The sequence below is a fragment of the Roseibium aestuarii genome, assembly GCF_008477545.1.
Classification (GTDB): domain Bacteria; phylum Pseudomonadota; class Alphaproteobacteria; order Rhizobiales; family Stappiaceae; genus Roseibium; species Roseibium aestuarii.
This window is the reverse complement of the sequence record NZ_VORA01000001.1, coordinates 265,740-291,409: the sequence shown is the minus strand read 5'-3', so window position 1 is coordinate 291,409 and position 25,670 is coordinate 265,740. Positions and strand designations below refer to the sequence as shown.

General features: G+C 64.1%; 24 protein-coding genes. 17 read left to right on the top strand and 7 right to left on the bottom strand.

Annotation, left to right across the window (positions count from 1 at the left end; all coding sequences use genetic code 11):
• Positions 1-43 precede the first annotated feature (43 nt).
• Positions 44-1,276 (top strand): BaiN/RdsA family NAD(P)/FAD-dependent oxidoreductase, encoded by a 1,233-nt coding sequence (locus tag FR728_RS01300; protein ID WP_149890857.1) that lies wholly within the window; start codon positions 44-46, stop codon positions 1,274-1,276.
• Positions 1,273-1,728: a YaiI/YqxD family protein gene (locus tag FR728_RS01295; RefSeq protein WP_149890856.1), complete on the top strand. Its 456-nt coding sequence runs from the start codon at positions 1,273-1,275 to the stop codon at positions 1,726-1,728. The genes FR728_RS01300 and FR728_RS01295 overlap by 4 nt, the downstream gene beginning before the upstream one ends.
• A 113-nt stretch (positions 1,729-1,841) precedes the next feature.
• Here the strand turns inward: FR728_RS01295 and FR728_RS01290 are convergent, their stop codons facing one another.
• Positions 1,842-2,183, bottom strand: coding sequence for a BA14K family protein (locus tag FR728_RS01290; protein WP_149890855.1), 342 nt, complete (start codon positions 2,181-2,183; stop codon positions 1,842-1,844).
• Between the two features lie 421 nt (positions 2,184-2,604).
• Between FR728_RS01290 and FR728_RS01285 the strand changes: the two genes are divergently transcribed.
• On the top strand, positions 2,605-2,817 hold the full coding sequence (locus tag FR728_RS01285) for a cold-shock protein (protein WP_149890854.1): 213 nt from the start codon (positions 2,605-2,607) through the stop codon (positions 2,815-2,817).
• Between the two features lie 218 nt (positions 2,818-3,035).
• Here FR728_RS01285 and FR728_RS01280 read toward each other — a convergent pair whose 3' ends face one another.
• A complete protein-coding gene (locus FR728_RS01280; RefSeq protein ID WP_149890853.1) occupies positions 3,036-3,902 on the bottom strand; it encodes a MurR/RpiR family transcriptional regulator in 867 nt (288 codons plus the stop codon).
• Between the two features lie 222 nt (positions 3,903-4,124).
• Here FR728_RS01280 and FR728_RS01275 point away from each other — a divergent pair, with 222 nt between their 5' ends.
• The 8 genes from FR728_RS01275 (at position 4,125) to FR728_RS01240 (ending at position 12,905) form a co-directional block, all read left to right on the top strand.
• Entirely contained in the window at positions 4,125-4,916 is a 792-nt protein-coding gene (locus tag FR728_RS01275) for an N-formylglutamate amidohydrolase (protein WP_149890852.1), read from the top strand.
• Positions 4,909-5,505 (top strand): TRAP transporter small permease subunit, encoded by a 597-nt coding sequence (locus FR728_RS01270; protein WP_149890851.1) that lies wholly within the window; start codon positions 4,909-4,911, stop codon positions 5,503-5,505. Before FR728_RS01275 ends, FR728_RS01270 begins: the two co-directional genes overlap by 8 nt.
• Complete coding sequence (locus tag FR728_RS01265) at positions 5,505-6,845, top strand: TRAP transporter large permease (RefSeq protein ID WP_149890850.1); 1,341 nt, start codon at positions 5,505-5,507, stop codon at positions 6,843-6,845. Before FR728_RS01270 ends, FR728_RS01265 begins: the two co-directional genes overlap by 1 nt.
• Positions 6,846-6,967: 122 nt before the next feature.
• Positions 6,968-8,017, top strand: coding sequence for a TRAP transporter substrate-binding protein (locus tag FR728_RS01260; protein WP_149890849.1), 1,050 nt, complete (start codon positions 6,968-6,970; stop codon positions 8,015-8,017).
• Between the two features lie 88 nt (positions 8,018-8,105).
• Entirely contained in the window at positions 8,106-9,470 is a 1,365-nt protein-coding gene (locus FR728_RS01255) for a glutamine synthetase family protein (RefSeq protein WP_149890848.1), read from the top strand.
• A 95-nt stretch (positions 9,471-9,565) separates the two neighbouring features.
• Positions 9,566-10,954 (top strand): aldehyde dehydrogenase family protein, encoded by a 1,389-nt coding sequence (locus FR728_RS01250; protein WP_149890847.1) that lies wholly within the window; start codon positions 9,566-9,568, stop codon positions 10,952-10,954.
• A 76-nt stretch (positions 10,955-11,030) separates the two neighbouring features.
• Complete coding sequence (locus tag FR728_RS01245) at positions 11,031-12,194, top strand: iron-containing alcohol dehydrogenase (protein ID WP_149890846.1); 1,164 nt, start codon at positions 11,031-11,033, stop codon at positions 12,192-12,194.
• 207 nt (positions 12,195-12,401) lie between these two features.
• On the top strand, positions 12,402-12,905 hold the full coding sequence (locus FR728_RS01240) for a DUF4405 domain-containing protein (RefSeq protein ID WP_149890845.1): 504 nt from the start codon (positions 12,402-12,404) through the stop codon (positions 12,903-12,905).
• 14 nt (positions 12,906-12,919) lie between these two features.
• Here the strand turns inward: FR728_RS01240 and FR728_RS01235 are convergent, their stop codons facing one another.
• From FR728_RS01235 to FR728_RS01220, 4 genes are all read right to left on the bottom strand, one after another.
• Positions 12,920-13,771 (bottom strand): GGDEF domain-containing protein, encoded by an 852-nt coding sequence (locus FR728_RS01235; protein ID WP_188318754.1) that lies wholly within the window; start codon positions 13,769-13,771, stop codon positions 12,920-12,922.
• Positions 13,772-13,903: 132 nt separating this feature from the next.
• Positions 13,904-14,938, bottom strand: coding sequence for a choline ABC transporter ATP-binding protein (choV, locus tag FR728_RS01230; protein ID WP_149890843.1), 1,035 nt, complete (start codon positions 14,936-14,938; stop codon positions 13,904-13,906).
• On the bottom strand, positions 14,935-15,780 hold the full coding sequence (gene choW / locus FR728_RS01225) for a choline ABC transporter permease subunit (protein WP_149890842.1): 846 nt from the start codon (positions 15,778-15,780) through the stop codon (positions 14,935-14,937). The genes choV and choW overlap by 4 nt, the downstream gene beginning before the upstream one ends.
• A 115-nt stretch (positions 15,781-15,895) precedes the next feature.
• Entirely contained in the window at positions 15,896-16,843 is a 948-nt protein-coding gene (locus FR728_RS01220) for a choline ABC transporter substrate-binding protein (RefSeq protein WP_149890841.1), read from the bottom strand.
• A gap of 386 nt (positions 16,844-17,229) precedes the next feature.
• Here FR728_RS01220 and betI point away from each other — a divergent pair, with 386 nt between their 5' ends.
• The 3 genes from betI to betB all read left to right on the top strand — a co-directional run bounded on the left by betI (position 17,230) and on the right by betB (position 21,106).
• Positions 17,230-17,841, top strand: coding sequence for a transcriptional regulator BetI (betI, locus tag FR728_RS01215; protein ID WP_149890840.1), 612 nt, complete (start codon positions 17,230-17,232; stop codon positions 17,839-17,841).
• A gap of 83 nt (positions 17,842-17,924) precedes the next feature.
• On the top strand, positions 17,925-19,583 hold the full coding sequence (gene betA / locus FR728_RS01210; protein WP_149890839.1) for a choline dehydrogenase: 1,659 nt from the start codon (positions 17,925-17,927) through the stop codon (positions 19,581-19,583).
• A 53-nt stretch (positions 19,584-19,636) separates the two neighbouring features.
• Complete coding sequence (gene betB / locus FR728_RS01205) at positions 19,637-21,106, top strand: betaine-aldehyde dehydrogenase (RefSeq protein ID WP_149890838.1); 1,470 nt, start codon at positions 19,637-19,639, stop codon at positions 21,104-21,106.
• Between the two features lie 57 nt (positions 21,107-21,163).
• Here the strand turns inward: betB and FR728_RS01200 are convergent, their stop codons facing one another.
• On the bottom strand, positions 21,164-22,213 hold the full coding sequence (locus tag FR728_RS01200; RefSeq protein WP_149890837.1) for a helix-turn-helix domain-containing protein: 1,050 nt from the start codon (positions 22,211-22,213) through the stop codon (positions 21,164-21,166).
• A 119-nt stretch (positions 22,214-22,332) separates the two neighbouring features.
• Between FR728_RS01200 and FR728_RS01195 the strand changes: the two genes are divergently transcribed.
• The 3 genes from FR728_RS01195 (at position 22,333) to rirA (ending at position 25,323) form a co-directional block, all read left to right on the top strand.
• On the top strand, positions 22,333-23,520 hold the full coding sequence (locus tag FR728_RS01195; protein WP_149890836.1) for a BaiN/RdsA family NAD(P)/FAD-dependent oxidoreductase: 1,188 nt from the start codon (positions 22,333-22,335) through the stop codon (positions 23,518-23,520).
• Between the two features lie 112 nt (positions 23,521-23,632).
• Positions 23,633-24,688: a LacI family DNA-binding transcriptional regulator gene (locus FR728_RS01190; RefSeq protein ID WP_149890835.1), complete on the top strand. Its 1,056-nt coding sequence runs from the start codon at positions 23,633-23,635 to the stop codon at positions 24,686-24,688.
• 152 nt (positions 24,689-24,840) lie between these two features.
• Positions 24,841-25,323, top strand: coding sequence for an iron-responsive transcriptional regulator RirA (rirA, locus tag FR728_RS01185; protein WP_149890834.1), 483 nt, complete (start codon positions 24,841-24,843; stop codon positions 25,321-25,323).
• Positions 25,324-25,670: the final 347 nt, after the last annotated feature.

The following is a 25,670-nucleotide window of genomic DNA, read 5'->3' as shown; positions in this document are numbered from 1 at the left end:
ATTTCCACCTTCATTCCCCGGCAAACCCCGCTATAAGAGCGACATGCCAGACGCACTCATCATCGGCGCCGGCCCGGCCGGGCTCATGGCCGCCGAGGTTCTCTCCACCTCCGGTCACTCCGTGCTGGTCGTTGACCAGATGCCCTCGCCTGCCCGCAAATTCCTCATGGCCGGGCGCGGTGGGCTGAACCTGACCCACAGCGAGGCGCTCGATCCCTTCCTGCGCCGCTACGGCGAGGCTCAAGAGTTTCTTGCCCCCATGATCCGTGCCTTCACCCCGCAGGACCTGCGCGACTGGTGCGAGGGCCTGGGGCAGCCGACCTTCGTCGGCAGCAGTGGCCGGGTCTTCCCGCAGGCGATGAAGGCCTCGCCCCTGCTCCGTGCCTGGCTGGCGCGCCTGAGCGACCAGGGGTCCGAACTGCGCCTGAAGACCAGGCTGAGCGGACTGGAGCCACGGCCTGACGGGTTCACCGTCACCCTGAGTGATGGGCAAGGCCATGAGGAGATCCTCGACGCCCGCGTCGTGCTGCTGGCGCTCGGCGGGGCAAGCTGGCCGAAGCTCGGCAGCGACGCCGGCTGGGTTCCCCTGTTGCAGGACCGGCTCGCGCTCAAGATCAAGGCCTTCCGGGCGGCGAATTGCGGGTTTCTCTGCGACTGGTCGGAGCATCTGCGCGACCGACACGCCGGGACGCCGCTCAAGCGCATCCGCCTGACGCTCGGCGATCTGTCGCGCATGGGAGAAGCCGTGATTTCCGCGCAAGGGATCGAGGGGGGCGTGGTCTATGCACTCGGCACTGCGATCCGGCAGGCGATCGAGAGCGAGGGTGTTGCAAGGATCGGGATCGACCTCCGGCCGGATCTCACCGTGGAGGCACTTGCCCGCCGGCTGGAGAAAGGCCCCGGCCGCCAGTCGCTCGGCTCCTTCCTGAGAAAGGCCGCCGGCCTGACGGGCGCCGAAGTCGCCCTGCTGCATGAAGACGGCACGCCCTTGCCGAAGCAGGCGGATCAGCTTGCCGCCCGGATCAAGTCCGTGCCGCTCAGCTTGTCAGCGTCCTATCCGATCGACCGGGCCATCTCCAGCGCGGGAGGGGTCTGCCTCGATGAGCTGGACGACACGCTGATGACCCGCAAGGTGCCGGGCCTGTTCCTTGCCGGCGAGATGCTCGACTGGGAAGCGCCGACCGGCGGATATCTGCTTCAGGCCTGCATGGCCATGGGCGTTCACGCCGGACGAAGCATGGCCGCACGGCTGACGAGGGGAGAAACCCTGCCATGACAACGCTTTATGTGGACGCCGATGCCTGCCCGGTGAAGGACGAGGCGATCCGGGTGGGAGAGCGGTTCGATGTTCCCGTCATCATGGTCTCGAATGCCTGGTTCCGGCTGCCGGACAGTCCGGTCGTGCAGCGGGTGGTCGTGGCGGAAGGGCCGGATGAGGCCGACAACTGGATCGCCGAACGGGCGGGCCCGGGCGATGTGGTGGTGACGGCGGATGTGCCTCTTGCCTCGCGCTGTGTCGCGGCCGGGGCTCAGGTCATCTCGCCCAATGGCAAGCCCTTCGCCGAGGCCGCCATGGGCATGCGCCTCGCAGTGCGCGATCTCAACACGCATCTGCGGGAGATCGGGGCCATCCGCGAAGGCGGACCGGCCTTCAGCAAAGCCGACAGGTCCCGCTTTCTCAATCAGCTCGACCCGATGATGCGCCGCGCGCTGAACACCGCCGTCTGACGACCTCCGGCACCGGTTATGGCTTGCCCCGGCGATCAGGCTGGCAGAACCTGATCGCCGGGGCTTGCGCACCCGCCGGGGCTGTCCCTCGGGGCATCCGCTTGTATTACGGCTCAGCGGCAGAAGCGGTATTCTCCCGAATAGGCCAGGAAGTAACCCGACCGCGGATCGAAGGACCGGTAGCGGGCGGAGCAGTAGCGATACCACTCAGGCGACCAGGGGGCGGGGCGATAGCCATAGGCCCGGACCGGATGGTGATAGCGCGGGGCCGGCGCCGGAGCGTAATAGCCGCGCGGTTGCGCCAGGGCCCCGCCGACAATGGCGCCGGCGACAAAGCCGCCGACAAGGGCTGCACCGGAGTTGCCGGCATGGGCAGACTGAACAGGGGCGGTGGCCGCCAGGACGGTGAGGGCGAGAGCGCCGGCGACGGCGGACTTTGCGAAAGACTTGAACATGGTGACATCCTCCTTCTCGAGAGGCTGGCCCTGTTTCAATCCGAGTGATCTGGCCTCGCCTCGATGAAAGTGACCTTAAGGAAGATATCGAAACATCGATGTGACTCCGGTCACAATCCCGCCTAATTTTCGGCGCGACTGCGATTTTCCTTGTTTTCCCGAAGATGAATCGCAGCACAGCGTGGGTTTGCAGGCGCATCCGACCAAAAGGCATGCTTGTAATCGCTGCCTCGCACACCTATCATTCCCTTATCGGCAGTGTCTGCCGAGCGGGACGTGACTTAGACCCGGTGAAGACTGTTTTCGGCCCGATACAAAGGGCTCTGAATTGCCAAGCTTTTCCGTCTCTAGCTGACTGCTCGTACCAGGCAATCCTTGGGAGTGTCTCAAGGGACAGCCGCAACCAACGGAAAGGTTACCCATGCGTCAGAACGGCACCATCAAGTTCTTCAACCATGATCGCGGTTTCGGGTTCATCACCCCGGCCGATGGCGGCAAGGACGTGTTCGTTCACATCACCGCTTTCGAGCAGGCCGGTCTTCCGACCCCGGAAGAGGGCGCAAAGATCTCCTTCGTGGCCGAAGACGATCGCCGCGGCCGCGGCAAGCAGGCGGCTCAGCTCGAGCTCGCCTGACCTCAGGCTTTCGGCAGGTTGCGGGGACGGCGCGACGACGCGCCCTCCCCTCCCTGCCAAAACGGGCGTTTTCCCTCGGGATCGCCCGACCGATATGAAAGAACGCCGGCTCTTCGGGCCGGCGTTTGGCATGTGCGCTTGAGAATACGGGCTTTCACGGTCTGGCTTGGCCGACCAGACTGGCTGACTGGACTGGCTGACTGCACTCGCTCTCAGTCCTAGACCTGATCCGGCGACCGGCGCAGCGGATCATGGGCATTGCGCAGCTCTTCGAGTGCCTTCATGCGGGTGCGGCTGCGCTCCGGATTGAGGCGGGTGACGCCTGCGATCAGCATTTCCGCGATGGCCATGAGCGCCGTGGAGGAATCCCACGGAGAGGGAACCGCCACCTGAGCGGGCAGCACATGGGCCGCAACGCGGGCGATGGGCGAGCGCCAGCTGTCTGTGATCAGGGCCACCGTTGCTCCCTGATCGGCCGCAGCCTCGGCAAAATGGATGATCTCGGTCTGGTAGCGCCGGATGTCGAAGATCACCACCACATCCTTCACCCCCAGTCCGATGAGCTGATCGAGCCAGTTGCCGTGCTGGCCGGCAACATGCAGCACATTCGGGCGCACGATGCGCAGATGGGCGGCCATGTAGCGGGCGAGCGCGTCGGTGAAACGGCCACCGATCAGATGCAGGGTCTTGCGTTCATCCGCCAGCAGGCGGACGAAGGCCTCGATCTCCGCACGCGGCAGGCTGGCAAATGTGTCCCGCAGATTGCTCAGGAGCTGATCGACGAACGGGTCCCCTGCCCCGGTATCCTCGTCTGAGAGCATGGAACTGCGCGCCAGCGGCGTGGAGAGCTGCGTCTGAAGCTCGCTGCGCAGACGGGTCTGAAACTCGGCGTAAGAGGAGAACCCCAGACGCGAGACGAAGCGCAGGATGGTCGGCGGACTGACCCCGGAATCCTTGGCGAAGCCAGCGACGGTTGCCAGACCCAGCAGCGGATAGGTGGACAGAAGCGCCAGGGCCGCACGGCGTTCGGTCGCCGTGAACTGATCAAGGCGCTCCTCGATTTCCTGACGCAGATTCCGCTCCATCCGCCACGTCCCCGACACGTTGTCCGACACCCGCTCCGAACCAAGCTCGGCTCACCGACCCGTGACCGGGCGCGGTTCCGAATTTGCGACCCATTCGCTGTTTTGCGTTTGACAATAAAACCGAGATCCGTTTCAAATCATACAAAATTCTTTGTTCGGCGCATTTTGTAATAAAACATACAACGCCTTCCGATGCGCCGGACCAGCTGAGGGGACCAGCTGATGGCATATGGGTCATCGGCCGTAGGGGAGACCTATGCGCCGGTCGGAATCGAGAACGAAACCGGGGCGGGAGGCTTTGTGTTCCTGTGCGAACACGCCAGCAACTACATTCCGCCTTCCATGGGAACGCTCGGCCTCGACAGTGAGGCACTGAGCAGCCACATCGCGTGGGATCCGGGTGCGCTCGGCGTTGCCCGCGCCCTGGCCGGCCTGCTCGACAGCCCGCTCGTTGCCTCCGGTCTCTCCCGGCTGCTGATCGACTGCAACCGCGAGACCGACGCGCCGGATCTCATTCCGGTGCGCAGCGAGCTGACCGACATTCCGGGCAATGCGGATCTCGACGAAGCGGCTCGGCGTCACCGCATCAATCTGGCCCATGTTCCGTTTCATGCGGCCGCCGAAGCGGTGATCAGTGCAAGATGCGCTGCCGGGCTGCGGCCGGCGGTCGTGTCCCTGCACAGTTTCACCCCCGTCTACAAGGGCGTCTCGCGCCCCTGGGAGATCGGGCTGATCCATGACCGGGATCCTGCGCTCGCGGCCCCCGTGCTCAAGGCGCTTGCCGACACCACCACCCATGTGGTGGGCGACAACGAGCCCTATTCCCCGGCTGACGGGGTGTTCTATTCGCTTGATCGTCATGCCCAGTCGCTCGGACTGCCGCATCTGATGATCGAGATCCGCAACGACCTGCTGAAGACGCCGGCCCAGGAACAGGGCTGGGCGCGCCTGCTTGCACCGCTGCTGAAGGACGCGCTCGCGGGGCTGGACCGATCGGGAGGCACGCATGCGTAAGCTTGCCTGCGCCTATGTGCGCGCCGTCGACGGCTTCAATGCCGGCCTCGGACGCCTGATGATCTGGGGTGTCTTCGTCATGGCCGGGATCCTGCTGTGGTCGTCGGCCTCCAAGGCCTTCTTCGACCCCTCGCTCTGGACCCTGGAAATGGCCCAGTTTGCAATGGTCGCCTATTACGTGCTCGGCGGCCCCTACTCGATCCAGATGGGCGCGAACGTGCGCATGGACCTGTTCTACGCGGAATGGTCCCATCGCAAGAAGGCGTGGGTCGATGCCTTCACCGTGCTGTTGCTGGTGTTCTACATCGGCGTGCTGATCCACGGCGCTCTGAACTCGACCGCCTACTCGCTCGGCTATTTCGGCAAGAACTCCTACGCGTTCTGGTGGGACCTGATCACGGCCTTCGTGACCGGCGGACCCGACGCGGCAAAGGAAACGATGGGTTACATCGAACGCAGCCCGACCGCCTGGCGCCCCTATCTCTGGCCGATCAAGGCCATCATGCTCTTCGGCTTCATTCTCATGCTACTCCAGACGGTTTCCGAACTGATCAAGGACATCGCCCGCATCAAGGGAGAGGAAATCTGATGTCCTACGAGATGATCGCCCTTCTGATGTTCTCGTCGATGATGCTGATGCTACTGACCGGTCAGCGCGTCTTCGGTGCCATCGGTGCGATTGCCGCCATCGCATCCATCTGCCTCTGGGGCACGGGCGGCGGCGACATTCCCTTCTCCGCCGCCATGAAGCTGATGAAGTGGTACCCGCTGCTGACGCTGCCGATGTTCATCTTCATGGGCTACATCCTGTCGGAGACGAAGATCGCCGACGATCTCTACAAGATGTTCCATGTGTGGATGGGCCCGCTACCCGGTGGGTTGGCCATCGGCACCATCCTGCTCATGGTGCTGATCTCCGCCATGAACGGCCTGTCGGTTGCCGGCATGGCCATCGGGGCGACCATTGCCCTGCCGGAACTGCTCAAGCGCAGTTACGACAAGCGCATGGTCACCGGCGTGATCCAGGCCGGATCGTCGCTCGGCATTCTGGTGCCGCCGTCCGTGGTGCTGGTGCTCTATGCCATGATTGCCCGCGCGCCGGTGGGACAGCTGTGGCTGGCCGGCGTGCTGCCGGGCCTGATGATGGCGGCGATGTTCATCATCTACATCTGGATCCGCTGCCGTCTGCAACCGGAGCTCGGCCCGCCGCTTTCGGACGAGGAACGCGACGTGTCGCGGGGCGAGAAGTATCGCCTTCTGGCTGCCGGACTGCTGCCTCTGGCGATCTTCGCCACCATGATGGTGCCCTTCGTCAATGGCTGGACGAGCCTGGTGGAAAGCTCGGCCATCGGCGCGCTGGCCGCGCTGCTGGCTGCCATCTTCAAACGCCGCCTGACCTATCCGATCCTGACGTCCTCCCTGAAGCAGACGCTCGGCATCTCGTGCATGTTCATGTGGATCATCCTGGCGGCCCTGGGCTTTGGCGCGGTGTTCGACGGCCTGGGCGCGGTCAAGGCAATCGAGAACCTCTTCACCGAACAGCTTGGCCTCGGGCCCTGGACCATCCTGATCCTGATGCAGCTGTCGTTCCTGGTGATGGGCACCTTCCTCGACGACACGGCGATGCTGGTGATCGTGGCCCCGCTCTATGTACCGCTGGTGGGCACGCTGGACCTGGGCATGCCGCGCAACGAGGTGCTGATCTGGTACGGCGTGCTCTACACGATCACGACCCAGATCGCCTACATGACACCGCCCTTCGGCTACAACCTGTTCCTGATGCGCGCCATGGCGCCACCCAGCATCAACATGCGTGACATCTATGCCTCCATCGTGCCCTTCGTGGCGGTGATGGCCCTGGCGCTGGCGATCGTCATGCTGTTTCCGCAGATTGCGCTCTGGCTGCCCGATACCGTGTACGGTCGCTAAGGCAGACGGAGTGCCAAGAACAACAAGAGATGCCATGATGTAATCTTTCACGAGGGAGTTCCGAAAAGACCACAAGGCGACGGAACGCCCGCCATTGCGAACCCAGAGGGGAATACTGGACCATGACCAACAGACGCGATTTTCTGAAGAAGGCTGGCCTCGGCACCGTTGCCGCCGCCAGCGCCACGACGCTCGCCGCTCCCGCCGTCAAGGCGCAGGGGCCGATCCGCTGGCGTCTCCAGACCTATGCCGGCCCGGCTCTCGCCGAGCACGTCATCAAGCCGCACATCGATGCCTTCAACAAGGCCGCCAACGGCGAGATGGTCATCGACCTGTACACCGCCGACCAGCTGGTTCCGACGGGCGAGCTGTTCCGTGCCATGCAGAACGGCACCATTGATGCCGTGCAGTCCGATGACGACAGCATGGCCTCCCCGACCGAAGTGACCGTCTTCGGCGGCTACTTCCCCTTCGCGTCCCGCTACTCCCTCGACGTGCCGGTGCTGTTCAACCAGTACGGCCTGAAGGAAATCTGGGAAGAGGAATATGCCAAGGTCGGCGTGAAGCACATTTCGGCCGGCTCCTGGGATCCGTGCCACTTCGCCACCAAGGACCCGATCCGCTCGCTGGCCGACCTGCAGGGCAAACGCGTCTTCACCTTCCCGACCGCTGGCCGCTTCATGAGCCAGTTCGGCGTGGTGCCGGTCACCCTGCCCTGGGAAGACATCGAAGTCGCCGTGCAGACCGGCGAACTTGACGGCATCGCCTGGTCGGGCATCACAGAGGACTACACGGTGGGTTGGGCCGACGTGACCAACTACTTCCTGACAAACAACATCTCGGGTGCCTGGGCAGGTTCCTTCTTCGCCAACATGGAACGCTGGAACGAGCTTCCGGATCACCTGAAGACCCTTCTGCAGCTGGCCATGGATGCGTCGCATTACTATCGTCAGTGGTGGTACTGGGGTGGCGAAGCCTCCCTGCGCGTCGAGGGCACCAAGATGGAGCTGACCTCCATCCCAGACGCCGAATGGGCAACCGTGGAAGAAGCTGCCGTCAAGTTCTGGGACGAGATCGCGGCCGAATCCCCGGTCAAGGCGAAGGTCGTCGAGATCTTCAAGAAGTATAACGCCGACATGCAGAAGGCCGGTCGGCCCTATCGTTACGGCTAATACCAGCCGATCAAGACCTGCCGGCCCGGGAGAGCCCGGGCCGGTTTCCCGTTGCAACGACATCGCGCACAAGCGGATACCCTTTTCCATGGCTGGCACCTTCACCTTCGATGCCCTCAAGCAGGCCGTTTCCAGCGGCCAGATCGATACCGTTCTTACCTGCATCGTCGACATGCAGGGGCGGTTGATGGGCAAACGTTTCCACGCGCAGCACTTCATCGACAGCGGCTACAAGGAAACGCACGGCTGCAACTACCTGCTGGCCACCGACCTGGAGATGGCCACCGTTCAGGGCTACGCCGCGACCAGCTGGGCCGGCGGCTATGGCGACTATGTCATGAAGCCGGATCTGGAGACCCTGCGGCCTGTACCGTGGCTCGAAGGCACCGCCATGGTGCTATGCGACCTGTACGACCACCACACCCATGAGCTGGTGCCGCACGCGCCGCGCACCATGCTGAAGAAGCAGGTGCAGAAGCTCTGGGACATGGGCTTCACCGTGATGGCCGCAACGGAGCTGGAGTTCTTCCTGTTCGAGAAGGGCTACGAGGAGCTGCGCAAGAGCGGCTATCGCCCGCTCGACCCGATCTCCGGCTACAACGAGGATTACAACATCCTGCAGACCACCCGCGAAGAGCATGTGATGCGGCCGATCCGCAACCATCTCTACAATGCCGGGATCCCGATCGAGAACTCCAAGGGCGAGGCCGAGACGGGGCAGGAAGAGCTGAACATCCGTTATGCGGAAGCCCTGCTCTGCGCCGACTATCACACCATCGCCAAGAACGCGGTGAAGGAAATCGCCCACATCAAGGGTCATGCCGCGAGCTTCATGGCCAAGTGGCGCGCCGACAAGGTGGGCAGCGCCACGCACGTTCACCAGTCGCTCTGGGATCAGGACGGGCAGAATGCCTTCTGCGGTGACGGCCCCCACGGCATGTCGGAGCTGATGGAACACTATGTGGCCGGGCTGATGAAATACGCCCCGGACTACACCTATTTCCTGGCGCCCTACATCAACTCCTACAAGCGCTTCCAGAAGGGCACCTTTGCCCCGACGAAGATTGCCTGGTCCGTCGACAACCGCACCGCCGGCTTCCGCCTCTGCGGCGAAGGCTCCAAGGGCCTGCGCATCGAATGCCGCGTCGGCGGCGCGGATCTGAACCCCTATCTCGCCATCGCCGTGCAGCTGGCCGCCGGTGCGCGCGGCATCGAGGAAAAGCTCAAGCTGCAGCCTGCGACCGACGGGGACATCTATGACGCGGAAGGTGTCGGCGAAGTCCCGACCACCCTGCGCGATGCCCGCGAGACCCTGCTTGCCTCCAGCTTCCTGCGGGAAGCCTTCGGCGATGCGGTCATCGACCATTACGGCCGCGCGGCCGAGTGGGAGATCGAGGAATTCGACCGGGCGGTGACCGACTACGAAATTGCGCGCGGTTTCGAACGCGCCTAATGCTGTGGGCAAGCCCGGCGCCGGAGACCCGCTCCGCACCGGCAGCCTCCCATCCCGACCTGCCGCCCGACACGGGCGGCCCCTAGAGGTGTGAAATGACTGATACGATCAAGCTCGTCTCTCCCGTCGACGGCTCCGTCTACGCGGAACGCGCCGCCCTCGACGAAGCAGCCCTCGCGCATGTAGTCGCCGTGGCCCGCAAGGCCCAGGCCGACTGGGCGCAGGTGCCGCTGGACGAACGCGTCGCCTATTGCCTGAAGGCGCTGGACGCGCTGAAGGCCATGAACCCGGACGTGGTGCCGGAACTCGCCTGGCAGATGGGTCGTCCGATCCGCTACGGCGGCGAGCTCGGCGGCACCATCGAGCGGACCGAATATTGCGCGTCCGTCGCCAAGGATGCCCTGGCCGACATCGTGCGCACCGACCGGCCCGGCTTCAACCGCTACCTGCGCCGGGTTCCCCTCGGCATCGTGATGGTGATCGCGCCCTGGAACTATCCGTTCATGACGGCGATCAACACGATCATGCCGGCCCTGATGTCCGGCAACGTGATCATCCTGAAGCATGCGGCCCAGACCCTGCTCGTGGGTGAGCGTCTGGCCCAGGCCTTCGAGACCGCCGGTCTGCCGAAGGGCGTGTTCCAGAACATCGTGCTGACCCATGAAGGCACGGAAAAGCTGCTGGGCTCCGGCGTCATCGACCACGTCAACTTCACTGGCTCCGTGGCCGGTGGCCGCGCCATCGAGAAGGCACTTGCCGGCACCTTCGCCAGCCTCGGCCTGGAGCTGGGCGGCAAGGATCCGGCCTATGTGCGTGCCGATGCGGACCTGCCCTATGCCATCGAGAACCTGGTGGACGGCGCCTTCTACAATGCCGGCCAGTGCTGCTGCGGCATCGAGCGCATCTATGTGCACGAAAGCCACTTCGACAAGTTCGTCGAGGGCTTCGTGGACCTGACCAGCCAGTACAAGCTGGGCAACCCGCTGGACGAAGCCACCACGCTGGGCCCCATGGCCCAGGCCCGCTTCGCCGCATGGGTACGCCAGCAGACCGAAGAGGCCCTGCGTCAGGGCGCGACCGCCCATATCGACCCGGCCCTCTTCCCGGCCGCCAAGGAAGGCACTCCCTATCTGGCGCCGCAGGTCCTGACCAACGTCAACCATCAGATGTCCGTCATGCGGGAAGAGAGCTTCGGCCCGGTCGTCGGCATCATGAAGGTGAAGGACGACGAGGAAGCCCTGCAGTTCATGAACGACAGCCCCTATGGTCTGACCGCGTCGCTGTGGACCGAGGATGCGGATGCGGCTGCTGCCATCGGCGACCGGATCGAGACCGGCACGGTCTTCATGAACCGCTGCGACTACCTCGACCCCGCGCTGGTGTGGACCGGCGTGAAGGAAACCGGCAAGGGTGCGGCCCTGTCGGAAATCGGCTTCCACAACCTGACGCGTCCGAAGTCCTTCCACTTCCGCGTCAAGCACTGATCCCCGTGCGGCCGGCGCCCAAGGCTCCGGCCGCCCCTCAAATCATGACGACCAACCATTCTTTCCGGGTGACCCCATGAGCTCCCTTCCCAACGTCAACTGGTCCTATCCCACGTCCGTGCGCTTTGGCGTCGGCCGCATCAAGGAACTGCCCGCAGCGGTCCAGGCCGCCGGCATGTCCAATCCGCTGCTGGTCACCGATCCGGGCCTTGCCGGCCTGCCGATGGTTGCCGATGCCGTCGCCAGCCTGAAGGCCGCCGGTCTCGGTGTCGAAGTCTTCTCCAACGTCAAGCCGAACCCGATCGATGCCAACATCGAGGCCGGTGTCGCGGCCTACAAGATGGGCAAGCATGACGGCGTCATCGCCTTCGGTGGCGGCTCGGGCCTGGATGCGGGCAAGCTGATCGCCTTCATGTCCGGTCAGACCCGCCCGATCTGGGACTTCGAGGACATCGGTGACTGGTGGACCCGCGCGGACCCGGCCGGCATCGCGCCGATCGTCGCCGTTCCGACCACGGCCGGCACTGGCTCGGAAGTGGGCCGCGCCGGGGTTGTTACCAACTCCGCCACCCACACCAAGAAGGTGATCTTCCATCCGAAGATGCTGCCGGCCATCGTGATCTGCGATCCGGAGCTGACCGCCGGCATGCCGAAGATGATCACCGTGGGCACCGGCATGGACGCCCTCGCCCACTGCCTGGAAGCCTATTCCTCGCCCTTCTATCATCCGATGTCCCAAGGCATCGCGCTGGAAGGCATGCGTCTGGTCTTCGAGAACCTGCCGAAGGTCGCCGCCAACGGGTCCGATCTGGAAGCCCGCGGTCATCTGATGAGTGCGGCCGCCATGGGCGCCGTCGCCTTCCAGAAGGGTCTGGGCGCGATCCACTCCCTGTCCCACCCGGTCGGCGCGCTTTATGACACCCACCACGGCATGACCAACGCGGTCTTCATGCCCTACGTGCTGCAGTTCAACAAGCCGGCCATCGAGGCCAAGTTCGAGCGCCTTGCCGGCTTCCTCGGCTTCCAGGGTGGCTATCAGGGTGTGCTCGATGCGATCCTGAAGCTGCGCGAGGATCTGGGCGTTCCGCACACGCTCGCTGGCCTGAACGTGGATGGCGAGAAACGCGACCTGATCGCCGAGATGGCCATCGTCGACCCGACCGCCGGTGGCAATCCGGTGGAACTGACCAAGGACGGCGCGCTCGAGATCTTCGACAAGGCGCTGGCCGGTACGGTCTGACCTTCGACGCCTCTTTTCGCATCCGGAAAGCCCCGCCTCGCGCGGGGCTTTTCATTTGTCCGCGAGCCTGCGGGCCGAGGGGGCGCACCGGTATGAAACAGGAAAAGCGTAACAGGACCGTCGCAGGTTCAAATCGCTGACACGTCGGGGCGCGAGGCTCGCTAGAGTAAGGCCTTCCCCGGATCCGATCACCGCAAGGACTGCGACATGCCCTCTCTTCTGTCCCGTTACGCCACCCCCTTCACGACGGGGTTCTTTCTCGTCTCGCTGGTTTCCGGCATCGCCCTCTTCTTCCACTGGAACTCTTCCCTGTTCCACAGCATGCACGAGTGGCTGAGCATGGTGCTCATCCTGCCCTTCGTCCTGCATGTCTGGAAGAACTGGCGGCCGTTCCTGGCCTATTTCAAGCGGATGCCGATGGTGGCGGCTCTGGTGCTGAGCGTGGTGGCGGCCCTGCCCTTCATGATCCCCTCCAGCGGACCGGCACGGGGCGGCAATCCGATGGTGGCCATCGCCAACAAGGTGCAGTCGGCCTCGCTGGAGACCGTGGCCCCTCTCTACGGCCTGAGCCCGGAGGCCTTTCAGGCAGAGCTGGAAACGCGGGGATGGAAGGCACCGGACCTGACGCGCAGCCTGCGCGCCGTGGCCGCAGATAATGGTAAGTCGACCGGCGAGATCTATGGCCTGCTGTCCGATCTCGGACGCCGCTAAGGCGCGAGGCGCCCTCACACGAGGGCGAATTCGGAGATGACCACCTTGTTGCGGCCGCCGCGCTTGGCCTTGTAGATCGCTTCATCTGCCCGCTGGATCAGGTCCGGCAGGCTGGTGGAACGGGTGGACAGGGCCACGCCGATGGACACGGTGACGACCCTGGGCCCGGCGTGGACCTGCTCGGCCACGGATCTGCGAATGCGCTCGGCGATGTCGCTGGCCGCGTGAAGCTCGGCCTTCGGCAGGTAGATGATGAATTCTTCGCCGCCGTGGCGCCCGACGATGTCCGAGGTGCGGACACTGTCCTTCAGCACCTGCGCCACGTCGCTCAGCACCTCGTCGCCCATGTCATGACCGAGGGTATCGTTGATGGACTTGAATCTGTCGATGTCGATCAGGAGCAGCGCCCCGCGCGGAAGGTTCTCGGTACGTGCCCGGAAACCACGACGGTTCAGCAAACCGGTCAACGGATCGGTCTGGGCCGCCACTACCGCCTGATCGAGATCGCTCGACACCTTCCGCAGGAGCGTGTTGACGCCCTTCATCAGGACGCCAACCTGATCCTGGTGATGGTCCGGCAGCATGCGCGCCGTCTCCCCCTCGCAATAGCGCTCCAGGGTCCGCTGCACGAGGAAGAGGGGCGACAGCATCCCCTTCAAGGCCAGAAGGGTTGCCGCCGTGCCCAGGAGGGTCGCCACCAGCAACGGCAGGAGCGTGCCCAGCTCGTCCATCAGGTTGCGATGGCGTGCCAGGGTGAGCACCACCATGGTCACCAGGGGTACATGGGTCCCGACAAAGGCCACACAGAAGAGCTTGGCCGTGTAACTGCGGGGAAAGACCCGGTCCAGTCGCTCGTACAGGTTCATCCCGACCTCCATTCGATCTTCGAAGGTCAGGCTACGGGAAAACACTTAATCAAAGTTTCCCCGTTTCCTTCAATTTTACAAGCGCTTGCACTCTCCGCACATTTTCCCCGACCCTTGTCGGGACTTCCGATGTCAAAGCAGGCAATCGATGAGCTGACGCTCCGAAACCTTGCCAAGGATCGCGCCATCCCGCTCGATCCAGATCGGAGCACAGGCAGCCTTCTGCATCTTCATCACCTCGCGAATCGTGAGGTTCGGTTTACAGATAACTGCGTCTGAAGGGGCGGTTTCGCCCGGCTCCAGCCCCACCATCACGTCGCGCGCACGCAGCACCTTGAGCGGGTTCATGTGACCGACAAAGTCGGCGACATAGTCGGTTGCCGGACGGGTCACGATTTCCTGCGGCGTGCCCAGCTGGATCACCCGCCCGCCTTCCATGATAGCAATGCGGGACCCGATCTTGGCCGCCTCGTCCAGATCGTGACTGACGAAGAGGATGGTGCGGTTCAGGCGGGTCTGGAGATCGAGCAGCTCGTCCTGCAGCCGGTCCCGGATCAAAGGGTCAAGGGCCGAGAAAGGCTCGTCCATGAGCAGGATCGGCGCATCGGTGGCAAAGGCGCGTGCTAGACCGACCCGCTGCTGCATGCCGCCGGAAAGCTCGTGGACATACTTGTCGCTCCAGCCATCGAGGCCGACCAGCTCGAGCTGTTCGCGCACCTTGGCGCTGCGTTGCGATCGCGGAACGCCGGCCAGTTCAAGACCGAAGGCGACATTCTCGGCAACCGTGCGCCAGGGTAGCAGGGCGAATTGCTGGAACACCATGGCGACCTGACGACGCCGCAGTTCCTTCAGCTGCTGCTCGGAACATTTGGCCGGATCGACATATTCGTCGCCCATGAGCACCTCGACGCCGCCCCGGATCACCGGGTTGAGGCCGTTGACGGCGCGCAGGAGCGTGGACTTGCCGGACCCGGACAGGCCCATGAGCACGAGAAGCTCGCCCTTCTGAACGTCGAAGCTGGCGCCAGCGACCCCCAAGGTCTGACCGGTGGATTCCTGAATGTCCGCACGGCTCGCGCCCTGATCGATGAGCGGCAGCGCGCGTTGCGGCTTGTCGCCAAAGACGATGTCGACGTCCTGGAAGCGGATGATGGGCTGCTCGGTCATTTACGGTCTCCCACGGCATCCACCTTGAAGAAGCGGTCAAGCACGATCGCGATAAGGACGATGGCAAGACCCACCTCGAAGCCCTTGGCGATATCGACGGAGTTCAGCGCACGCAGGGTCGGGACACCGAGACCGTCCGCGCCGACAAGGGCTGCGATCACGACCATGGAAAGCGACAGCATGATGGTCTGGGTCAGACCGGCCATGATCTGCGGCAGGGCATAGGGCAGCTCGATCTTCCAAAGCAGTTGGGAGCGGGTGGCGCCAAAGGCCTTGCCGGCTTCCAGCAGATGCTCCGGGGTCGAGGAGACGCCGAGCTGGGTCAGGCGGATCGGTGCGGGAATGGCGAAGATCACCGTGGCGATGAGTCCCGGAACCATGCCGAGGCCAAAGAGGATCAGTGCCGGGATCAGATAGACGAAGGTCGGGATCGTCTGCATCAGGTCGAGGACCGGACGCAGGAAGGCAAAGAGGCGTGGCCGATGGGCCGCAGCCACGCCAACCGGCACGCCGATGGCCATGCAGACGAGGGAGGACGCAATCACGAGGGCGAGGGTCTCGGTGGTCTCTTCCCAATAGCCCTGATTGATGATGAGCAGCATGCTGGCAAACGTGAAGGCCGGCAGGGTCCAGCGGCGCTGGACGGCGAAGGCGATGGCGGTGGCGGCCGCAACGACCACGAAGGGATGGGGCGCCTGCAGGACCCACAGGATCGCATCGATCATGGTCCTGAGGGTGAGGGCAATCGCGTCAAAAAAGCCGTAAGCGTTGTCGGTGAGCCAGTCCACGACAGTCTTGGCCAGTTTGCCGATGGGCAGTTTGTGCTCTGTCAGCCACTCCAAAACCCGGTCTCCTTGCATATGTCTTGTCTTGTTGCTTTGTCTTGGGGCGCCCTGCAGCACCCGAAACGGACCGGCGAGAGCCTCGCCGGTCCGCAATATCATTTCCTGGTGGAGCTCAGAGGCCGAGCTTGGCCTTCACGGCTTCATAGCCGTCGGTGCCGTCAACAGCGGTGACACCGTCGAGCCAGGCCTTGACTGTGTCCGGATTGGACTTCAGCCAGGCCGTTGCCGCCGGTTCCGCATCCATGCCCTCATCCAGGATCGACGCCATGATCGCGTTTTCCATGTCGAGGGAGAAGACGAGGTTGTTCAGGAGCTTGCCGGTGTTCGGGCATTCCTGGACATAGCCTGCACGCACGTTGGTGTAGACCGTGGCGCCGCCGTAGTTGGGGCCGAAGAAGTCATCACCGCCGTCGAGATATTCGAGCTCGAAATTGGCGTTCATCGGGTGCGGAGCCCAGCCGAGGAAGACCACGTCTTCCTTGCGCTTGCTGGCGCGGGCGACCTGAGCCAGCATGCCCTGCTCGGAGGATTCGACCAGATCGAAGCCCTTGAGACCGAAGGCATCACCTTCCACCATGTCGAGGATCAGGCGGTTGCCGTCATTCCCCGGCTCGATGCCATAGATCTTGCCGTCCAGATCGTCCTTGAACTTGGCGATGTCGGCGAAGGTCTTCAGACCCTTCTCGAACGTGTAGGCCGGAACGGCGAGGGTGTATTTCGCGCCTTCCAGGTTGGCCCGAACGGTCTCGACCGAGCCATCTTCCCGATAGGCCGCGATGTCGCCTTCCATGGTCGGCATCCAGTTGCCGAGGAAGATGTCGATGTCCTTGTTCTTCAGCGAGGCATAGGTGACCGGAACCGAGAGGATCTTGGTCTCGGGCTCATAGCCGAGGGCTTCCAGGACAACAGAGGTGGCGGCGGTGGTTGCCGTGATGTCGGTCCAGCCCACGTCGGAGAAGCGGACGGTCTTGCAGGCTTCCGACACTTCGGCCAGGGCCGGGCCACTTGCCAGAATGGCCGCGAGAGCCACGCCGCCGGACAGTTTTGCAAAACGGTTCATTCAAAATCCTCCTTCGGGTTTCCAGCACGATGTGCTGCGATCGGAGCACCATCCGCGACAGCGGCAGGCGCAAGATGACACGCGAAGAAAGCAATCCCCGAAACCGAAGATCCTGAGAATGGCCGCGACGGACGTCGTGACCCTGAAGGACCTGCACGCGGTGGAAACGACAGGTCGTCTCCCCCTCGGGCGGTCGTATTTCCGTCTCCCGCGATGGTCCGACTCCTGTCGGAAAATCAGGGAGATTCGAGGCTTGGACGCACCGTCGCCGGTTGTTTGCCCCTCCGCAATCTGCGCCATAGCAAACATTTTCCGCTCACCATTTCAAGTTTTTTATTGATTGAACGTTCAATCAAAAATAAACCTGACGCGGAAAGGAGCGCCCGATGCCCCGTATTGGAATGGAAGGCGAGCGCCGCAAGACGCTGATCGACGCGACGATATCCGCGATCCATGATCGTGGATTCTTCGAGGTGACACTCGCGGAGATCGCGAGGCGCGCCGGCGTGTCCAGTGGCCTGGCCCTGCATTACTTCGGCAGCAAGGATCAGCTTCTTGCGGCGACAATGCGGCACATGCTCAAGGACCTGCAGGACGGGATCCGCGACGAGCTGAAACGTGCCCACACGCCGCGGGCCCGGGTGTCGGCCATCATCGCCGGCAACTTCTCCGCCGAGCAGTTCCGGGACGCCACCATTGCCGCATGGCTGGCCTTCTATGTCCAGTCCAGATCCCATGCCGGCAACCGGCGCCTGTTGCAGATCTATGCACGCCGGCTCGCATCGAACCTGGCGCATAATCTCAAGTCCTTCATGGCCGCACCGGCGGCCCGCAAGGTGGCGGAAGGCACCGCCTCGATGATCGACGGCGTGTGGATTCGCCAATCCCTGCGCGAAGGCAAGACCGATCGTCTGGCCGCCATCGCCATGGTGGAAGAATACGTCGAGACCCAGATCGCCATTCATCGGGCCACGGCGCTCACGCCACCGCAGCCCTGATCTCGGGGCCGCTGCCATCCCAGACGCTCTGACCGGATCCGCCGGTCACATTCCTTTTCACCCGTACTCGCATCATGAGGCTCATGTCCGACACATACGACTACATCATCGTTGGCGCAGGAAGCGCCGGTTGCGCACTCGCTGCTCGTCTGTCCGAGGATTCGAAGATCCGCGTTCTGGTGCTGGAATTCGGCGGCACGGACGCCGGACCCTTCATTCAGATGCCGGCCGCCCTCTCCTACCCGATGAACATGCGGCGCTACGACTGGGGCTACAGCAGTGATCCCGAACCGCATCTGGGCGGCCGCCAACTGGCGACCCCGCGCGGCAAGGTGGTCGGCGGGTCGAGTTCGATCAACGGGATGGTCTATGTGCGCGGTCACGCCCGCGATTTCGACACGTGGGACGCCATGGGCGCGTCCGGCTGGTCCTATGGCGATGTGCTGCCCTATTTCCAGCGCATGGAAACCGCCCATGGCGGCCAGCCCGACTGGCGCGGCACCAGGGGGCCTCTGCATGTGCGGCGCGGCACGCGGTGGAACCCGCTCTTCGACGCCTTCAAGTCCGCCGGACATCAGGCCGGCTACGGCCTGACCGAGGACTATAACGGCGAGCGGCAGGAAGGCTTCGCCGACATGGAAATGACGGTGCACAAGGGGGTCCGCTGGTCGGCTGCCAATGCCTATCTGAAGCCGGCTCTGAAGCGCCCGAACCTGCGCCTCGTCAAGGGTGCGCTGGTCGAGCGCGTGCTCTTCGACGGCCGGCGGGCCATCGGGGTGCGGGCCCGGGTGGGCGGAAGCGTGACGGAGTATCGCGCGGGCCGCGAGGTGGTGCTCTCTGCCTCGGCCATCAACTCGCCGAAGATCCTGCTGCAATCAGGCATCGGACCCGCCGCCGATCTGACGGCCCTGGGGCTCGACGTTGTCGCTGACCGGCCCGGCGTCGGCCAGAACCTGCAGGACCATCTGGAACTCTACATCCAGCAGGCCTGCGCCCAGCCGATCACCCTCTATCGCCACTGGAACCCGGTGTCCAAGGCCTTCATCGGCCTGCAATGGCTGCTTCAGGGCAAGGGGCTCGGCGCCTCGAACCACTTCGAGGCCTGCGCCTTCATCCGGTCCCGCGCCGGGGTGGAATATCCGGACATCCAGTATCATTTCCTGCCCTTCGCCGTGCGCTATGACGGCAAGGCCGCAGCCGAGGGGCACGGGTTCCAGGCCCATGTGGGACCGATGCGGTCTGCCTCGCGAGGCCGGGTCCGCCTGACCTCGCCAGATCCTGACAGCGCGCCGTCGATCCTCTTCAACTACATGTCGAAGGACGAGGACTGGGCCGACTTCCGCGCGGCCATCCGCCTGACCCGGGAGATCTTCGGCCAGCAGGCCTTTGATGCCTATCGCGGCAAGGAGATCCAGCCCGGTGCGGACGTTCAGTCCGACGAGGAGCTGAATGCCTTCATCGCCGAGCACGTGGAAAGCGCCTATCATCCCTGCGGCACCTGCCGGATGGGTGCGGCGGACGACCCGTTTGCGGTGGTCGATCCGCAGTGCCGGGTGATCGGCGTTGACGGCCTGCGGGTTGCCGACAGCTCGATCTTCCCGCAGATCACCAATGGCAATCTCAACGGACCGTCGATCATGGTGGGCGAGAAGGCCGCCGATCACATTCTGGGCCGGCAGCCGCTGGCCCGCTCCGACCTGCAACCCTGGATCCATCCGCAATGGCAGACCAGCCAGCGCTGATCCGCCAGACCCGACGTCCCGCTATCCGTTTCAAAGACCCGAAAGAGGCTCTCATGCGCGCCCAGCCCACCGCATCCCACTTCGTCAACGGCACCTACCGGAACTGCCCCGATGGTGACCGCTTCACGTCCATTTATCCGGCGACCGGAGAGACCATCGCGGAACTGACCTTCGCAAGCGCTTCACTGGTCGACGAGGCCATGGAGACGGCCGCGAAGGCGCAGAAGGCGTGGGCCGCCACCGCCCCGGCCGAGCGCAGCCGCATCCTGCGTCGGGCGGCCGAGCTTCTGCGCGAGCGCAACCGGGAGCTCTCAGAGCTGGAGACCCTGGACACGGGCAAGCCGCTGCAGGAGACCCTGATCGCCGATGCGGCCTCGGGAGCAGAAAGCCTCGACTATTTCGCCAGCCTCGCCGCCACCATGACAGGCCAACACATCGATCTGGGCGGCGGCACCTTCGCCTATACTCGGCGCGAGGCGCTCGGGGTTTGCGTCGGCATCGGCGCCTGGAACTACCCGATCCAGATCGCCTGCTGGAAGGCGGCCCCCGCACTTGCCTGCGGCAATGCCATGGTCTTCAAGCCGTCCGAAGTCACGCCGCTTTCGGCCCTGAAGCTGGCCGAGATCTTCAAGGAGGCCGGGCTTCCCGACGGGGTCTTCAATGTGGTGCAGGGCGACGGACGTGTGGGCGCGCAGCTCGCCTCCCATCCGCTGACAGCGAAGGTGTCGCTGACCGGATCGGTCGCCACGGGCAAGCGGGTCGCGGCCCTCGCCGGCGAACACCTGAAGAAAGTGACGCTCGAACTGGGCGGCAAGTCGCCGCTCATCATCTTCGACGATGCCAACGTCGAGAATGCGGTCGCCGCCGCGATCAACGCCAACTTCTATTCCACCGGCCAGATCTGCTCCAATGGCACCCGCGTCTTCGTGCAGACGGGCATCAAGGAGGCCCTCCTGCGCCGATTGCAGGAACGCACGCAGGCCGGCGTCCTGCTCGGCGACCCGCTGGACGAACGCGTGAATGTGGGCCCGCTGGTTTCCAGCGCCCAGCACGAGAAGGTGCTCGGTTACATGGCGCTCGGCCGTGAGGAAGGCGCACGGCTCGTGTTCGGCGGCGGCAAGGCGACGGTGGCGAGCCTTCCCGAAGGCTATTTCGTCGAGCCCACGGTCTTTGCCGATGTGCGCGACGACATGCGCATCGCCAGGGAGGAGATCTTCGGCCCGGTCATGTGCGTTCTCGACTTCGAGACCGAGGAAGAGGTTGTCGCCCGCGCCAATGCCACGGAATACGGTCTGGCCGCCGGGGTCTTTACCCGCGACCTCACCCGCGCCCACCGGGTGGTTCAGGATCTGGAGGCGGGCACCTGCTGGATCAACACCTACAATCTGACGCCCGTGGAAATGCCCTTCGGCGGTCACAAGGCGTCGGGCATCGGCCGGGAAAACGGCCATGCGGCGCTGGAGTCCTATTCACAGGTGAAGAGCGTCTACGTGGAAAACGGCGACGTCGAAGCGGCCTACTGACAAGAGCCACGGCGGCGGCCCCGACACCCGGGGTCCCACCCTTGCGGCCTTGGCGCATCAGCTACCCTGAGCGACCGCGTCGGCGGTCGCCGATCCGGTTCCCTGGCGCACCTGCAGCGGCGGAACGCCGAACCAGCCTTTGGCTGCGCGCGAGAAGGCGCTCAGTTCCGAATAGCCGAGCAGATAGGCGATTTCCGAGAGTTGCAGCTCGCTTTCCTTGAGATAGCGCAGGGCAAGGGACTGGCGCACCTCGTCAAGCAGCGCCCGGAAGCTTGTGCCCGAACTTTCCAGCAGGCGCTGAAGGGCACGACGCGACATGCCGAGACGACGGGCTACCGCATCGACGGAGGCATCCCCCTCCTTCAGACTTGCGCTGATCTCCGTCGAGATCTGGTGGACCTTGTCGTTACGGCGGGCCTGATCCTGGATCCGCACAAGGGCCGAGCGCTCGATGATGGCAAGAAGGTTGTTCTCGCTGTCCTGAGGTTTGAGGGCCAGGGCACTGTCGGGGAAACCAAGCCTGAGCCGTTCGCATCCGAAGCGCACATTGGGTCCCAGAAGCCGGCGGAACTCCTGATCATTCGCGGGCGCGCGATGCGGAAACTCGACATGGAGCGGGATCTCATTCTCGCCAAAGATCCGGCGCAGGCGTGTGACCGAATAGCCGATGATCAATCCGCAGGTCTGTGCCGTGGGGCCAATCGTGTCCGGCAATTCCCAAATCAGATAGGTCCGGCCATCCCGTGCTTCGCGAGAGATATTGATCGAGGTGGTGGGAATACGCTGATAGTGGATCCAGTTGTCCAGTGCCCGATCCACCGTGGGGGCGGCCAGCGCCAGATAGTCAAAGACCGAGGCAATTCCGATCGGTTCTGAAATCGAGATCCGCAGGGCAAAGGCTTCGTCGTCGAAAATTTCGGCCGCCGCTTCGTGATAGGCCGCAAAGGCACGCAGGGAAACAAGGTCTTCGGGGCCATAGTTCACTGCCGGATCGAGACCGCACTTGCGCTCAAGCGCAGCCCAATCATGGCCGGCTGCCTTCAGAGCGCTTCTCACGCTCATCACGCCCACGCCAACGATCAGGCCTCCGCGCTCGATCTGCCCCATTCCACGCCTCCCAGCTGTCGCATATCGTCAAGTCTGGCGCGTAAAATGTCAAATAACTTTGCAGGCCGGCAGGCGTGCACTTCTTGTGCGGTTTCCCGGTTCGGGATAGAGCGGGCGACATGTTGGAAACCGATGTCATCGTTGTGGGCGCCGGGGCGGCTGGCCTCATGTGCGCCATCGAAGCGGGCAAGCGCGGGCTGCGTGTGCTCGTGCTCGACCATGCGCGCAAGCCGGCCGAGAAAATCCGCATCTCCGGCGGCGGGCGCTGCAACTTCACGAACCTGCACACCAGCCCGGCGAACTATCTCTCCGAGACCCCCCGCTTCTGCATCTCTGCCCTGAAGCGCTACACCCAACTCGACTTCATCGCCCTCGTGGATCGCTACCGGATCCCCTGGCATGAGAAGACGCTGGGCCAGCTGTTCTGCGACACGAGTGCGCAGGACATCATCGACATGCTGCTCTCGGAACTGTCGGCGGCGGGCGGAAAGCTGAGCCTGGAGACCGCGATCACCGGCATCAGCAAGCCGGATGACCGCTTCCGGCTGGAGACCAGCCGTGGTCCGATGCTGAGCCGCGCCCTGGTGATTGCCACCGGTGGCCCCTCCATTCCGAAGATGGGCGCGACCGGGTTCGGCTATGAGGTCGCCCGCCACTTCGGCCTCGCCGTGGTGCCGCCCCGCCCGGCGCTCGTGCCCCTCACCTTCTCCGACCGGAACCGGGACCTGTGCCAGCGGCTGGCGGGCGTCAGCCTCGATGCGCGGGTCAGCTGCGGCAAGACGACCTTCCGGGAAGGGCTCCTGTTCACGCACCGCGGCCTTTCCGGCCCGTCCATCCTGCAGATCTCGTCCTACTGGCGCGAAGGTCTGGAGCTGAGCGTCAACCTGGCGCCCGATGAAACCGTGCTGGACGCGCTGATCACGGCGCGCGCGGCCTCGCCCAAGCAGGAACTGCGCACCGCCATGGGCCGCATCCTCCCGGGCCGGCTGGCCGACGAACTTGCCAAGGACTTCGGCTGGAACGGACGGCTGGCGGATCTCTCCAACAAGGTCCTTGCCCGGGTGGCCGAGGAGGTCAACGGCTGGCGCCTCACCCCGGTGGGCAGCGAGGGCTATCGCACGGCGGAAGTGACGCTCGGCGGCGTGGACACGGCAGAACTGTCCTCGCGCAGTCTGGAAGCCAGCAAGGTTCCGGGTCTGCATTTCATCGGCGAGGTGGTGGATGTGACCGGCCATCTGGGCGGCTTCAATTTCCAGTGGGCCTGGTCGTCGGGCCATGCGGCAGGCCGCGCGATCCTGGCGGACTGACCCTCCCGCTCCCCTCCGTCAGGGCGGCGTCACTTTTTGCGCCAGAGTGCCGTTGCGACACGGATGACGGATGATGTCAGGCGGCTATACTCGGGCCGACGAAAGGGGATCCATGCGCCGAATCACAATTCACGATGTTGCCGCCCGCGCCGGGGTCAGTCTTGCCACGGTAGATCGGGTGCTGAACAACCGTGCCGGTGTGCGCAAGATCACCATCGAGAAGGTGCAATCGGCCGTCCGCGAGCTCAACTACACACCGGATGTGCATGCGGCCAACCTCGCCAAGCGCCGGACCTATCGCCTGAAGTTCCTTCTGCCCAACAGCGCCAACGGCTTCATGCAGGATCTGGTGCGCGAGGCGCGCGAGCGCGCCAATGCCCTGCGGGCGGAACGGGTGCTCATCGAGATCATCCCCATCGACGCCTTCGATTCCCATGCGGTGACTGGCACCCTGGCAATCCTCGACCGGTCGACCTGCGACGGGGTTGCCGTGGTGGCGCCGGCCTTTCCGGAGGTGCGGGCCGCCATCGACCGGCTGCAGGAACGCGGCGTGCATGTGGTCACCCTGGTCTCGGACCATCCGGCCTCGACCCGTCGGCATTTCATCGGCATCAACAATGATGCCGCAGGCCGTGTGGCCGGGCGGCTGCTCGGCCGCTTCCTCGGCGGGCGGCAGGGCAAGATCGGCTTTCTGGCCGGCTCGCTCGGCCTGCGCGACCATGCGGAGCGTTATGGCGGCTGCACCGATGTTCTGGCGCGGGAGTTTCCCGATCTGACCTTCCTTCCCGTGCTGGAGGGACGGGACGACCCGGACCGCAACGCGGCGCTGCTGCGGCGCATGCTCGACGAGCATCCCGACCTGATCGGGCTCTACAACATCGGGGCCGGCAATCAGGGGGTGATCGAGACCCTAAAACAGGCGGCAGCGGACCGGAAGATCACCTTTGTCGCCCATGAGCTGACCCCGCAAACCCGGGCAGCCCTTGAGGACGATGTGCTGGATGCGGTGATTGCCCAGGACCCGGGCCACGAGGTGCGCAGCGCCATTCGTGTGCTGAAGTCCCTGTGCGATCTGGCCCCCATCGTGGAGGGGCAGGAACGCATCCGGATCGACATCTTCCTGAAGGACAACCTGCCCGATCTGACCGGCGCGGCCCCTGAGACCTGAAAGAGATTCGGCAGCCACTCCGGCACGCTGCCTTCTCTGGAACGGTTTTAAGGTAGCAATCACAGGCACTTGCGGGCTCGGCCCACAAAACCCGAGCGAAGAACTCAATTATAGCCGTTGACCTTGCCCGGCCGAGACCGCATATCTAGTGCATGCGCCTGACCCAACAGACCAATTACGCCGTTCGTGCGCTGATGTACTGCGCAGCGAACCCCGATCGCCCGAGCAAGGTGGCCGATATCGCCGCCAGCTTCGACATGTCCGAAACCCATCTGTTCAAGATCATGAAGGTTCTCGTTGACGCGAACCTGATCCGGACCATCCGCGGCCGCAACGGCGGCGTCATGCTGGCGCGTCCGGCCGAACAGATCACCGTGGGCGAAGTCGTGCGCTCAGCCGAGGAGAGCTTCCTGCTGGCCGAATGTTTCGACAGCGGCAAGACCGACTGCCCGCTGATCATGTCCTGCGGCTTCAATGGCCTGCTGCACGAAGCGCTTGAAGCCTTCCTGGATGTTCTGGACACCAAGACCATTGCCGACCTTTCCGAGGACCGGCCGGGCCTGCGTCACCTGCTGAAGATCACCGATCCGCCGGCCGCACCCGTTCTCAAGCCGACGGTTGCCCGGGCAGGCTGAAGATCCTCTCGCCGGCGGCATCAGGCGCCCCTGGCGAAGACACTGACGACAGTTCAAGACGACACAAAAAAACCCGCCCTTCGGAGGCGGGTTTTTTCGTATCGGAGGACCGGCGGCGCGCTCAGGACGCGATTGAGCGTCCGCTCGGAATCCTGCTCTTGAAGAGGTCATCTGGCTGGCTCACCGTTGAGGGAGAGGAGAGGACGGTTGGCTTGCCTGACACTCCGGTGCAGAGCACCGTGCCTGTTCGAAAGGACCGAAAGGACGCGATTTCCGGCCGCCTCAAATCAGGCATTGCCTTCATACTTAAACTTGAGTATTTGTGTCAAGAAATTTTCTTGAGTTAA

What these genes read in the sequence shown, in the direction of transcription:
- FR728_RS01245 (WP_149890846.1), top strand. Translation starts at nt 11,031, where the DNA reads ATGAGCTCCCTTCCCAACGTCAACTGGTCCTATCCCACGTCCGTGCGC.
- betI (WP_149890840.1), top strand. Translation starts at nt 17,230, where the DNA reads ATGCCCCGTATTGGAATGGAAGGCGAGCGCCGCAAGACGCTGATCGAC.
- FR728_RS01285 (WP_149890854.1), top strand. Translation starts at nt 2,605, where the DNA reads ATGCGTCAGAACGGCACCATCAAGTTCTTCAACCATGATCGCGGTTTC.
- FR728_RS01255 (WP_149890848.1), top strand. Translation starts at nt 8,106, where the DNA reads ATGGCTGGCACCTTCACCTTCGATGCCCTCAAGCAGGCCGTTTCCAGC.
- FR728_RS01220 (WP_149890841.1), bottom strand. Translation starts at nt 16,843, where the DNA reads ATGAACCGTTTTGCAAAACTGTCCGGCGGCGTGGCTCTCGCGGCCATT.
- FR728_RS01270 (WP_149890851.1), top strand. Translation starts at nt 4,909, where the DNA reads ATGCGTAAGCTTGCCTGCGCCTATGTGCGCGCCGTCGACGGCTTCAAT.
- choV (WP_149890843.1), bottom strand. Translation starts at nt 14,938, where the DNA reads ATGACCGAGCAGCCCATCATCCGCTTCCAGGACGTCGACATCGTCTTT.
- FR728_RS01260 (WP_149890849.1), top strand. Translation starts at nt 6,968, where the DNA reads ATGACCAACAGACGCGATTTTCTGAAGAAGGCTGGCCTCGGCACCGTT.
- rirA (WP_149890834.1), top strand. Translation starts at nt 24,841, where the DNA reads ATGCGCCTGACCCAACAGACCAATTACGCCGTTCGTGCGCTGATGTAC.
- FR728_RS01300 (WP_149890857.1), top strand. Translation starts at nt 44, where the DNA reads ATGCCAGACGCACTCATCATCGGCGCCGGCCCGGCCGGGCTCATGGCC.
- FR728_RS01280 (WP_149890853.1), bottom strand. Translation starts at nt 3,902, where the DNA reads ATGGAGCGGAATCTGCGTCAGGAAATCGAGGAGCGCCTTGATCAGTTC.
- FR728_RS01195 (WP_149890836.1), top strand. Translation starts at nt 22,333, where the DNA reads ATGTTGGAAACCGATGTCATCGTTGTGGGCGCCGGGGCGGCTGGCCTC.
- FR728_RS01190 (WP_149890835.1), top strand. Translation starts at nt 23,633, where the DNA reads ATGCGCCGAATCACAATTCACGATGTTGCCGCCCGCGCCGGGGTCAGT.
- betA (WP_149890839.1), top strand. Translation starts at nt 17,925, where the DNA reads ATGTCCGACACATACGACTACATCATCGTTGGCGCAGGAAGCGCCGGT.
- FR728_RS01265 (WP_149890850.1), top strand. Translation starts at nt 5,505, where the DNA reads ATGTCCTACGAGATGATCGCCCTTCTGATGTTCTCGTCGATGATGCTG.
- FR728_RS01200 (WP_149890837.1), bottom strand. Translation starts at nt 22,213, where the DNA reads ATGGGGCAGATCGAGCGCGGAGGCCTGATCGTTGGCGTGGGCGTGATG.
- FR728_RS01295 (WP_149890856.1), top strand. Translation starts at nt 1,273, where the DNA reads ATGACAACGCTTTATGTGGACGCCGATGCCTGCCCGGTGAAGGACGAG.
- FR728_RS01290 (WP_149890855.1), bottom strand. Translation starts at nt 2,183, where the DNA reads ATGTTCAAGTCTTTCGCAAAGTCCGCCGTCGCCGGCGCTCTCGCCCTC.
- betB (WP_149890838.1), top strand. Translation starts at nt 19,637, where the DNA reads ATGCGCGCCCAGCCCACCGCATCCCACTTCGTCAACGGCACCTACCGG.
- FR728_RS01235 (WP_188318754.1), bottom strand. Translation starts at nt 13,771, where the DNA reads ATGAACCTGTACGAGCGACTGGACCGGGTCTTTCCCCGCAGTTACACG.
- FR728_RS01275 (WP_149890852.1), top strand. Translation starts at nt 4,125, where the DNA reads ATGGCATATGGGTCATCGGCCGTAGGGGAGACCTATGCGCCGGTCGGA.
- FR728_RS01250 (WP_149890847.1), top strand. Translation starts at nt 9,566, where the DNA reads ATGACTGATACGATCAAGCTCGTCTCTCCCGTCGACGGCTCCGTCTAC.
- FR728_RS01240 (WP_149890845.1), top strand. Translation starts at nt 12,402, where the DNA reads ATGCCCTCTCTTCTGTCCCGTTACGCCACCCCCTTCACGACGGGGTTC.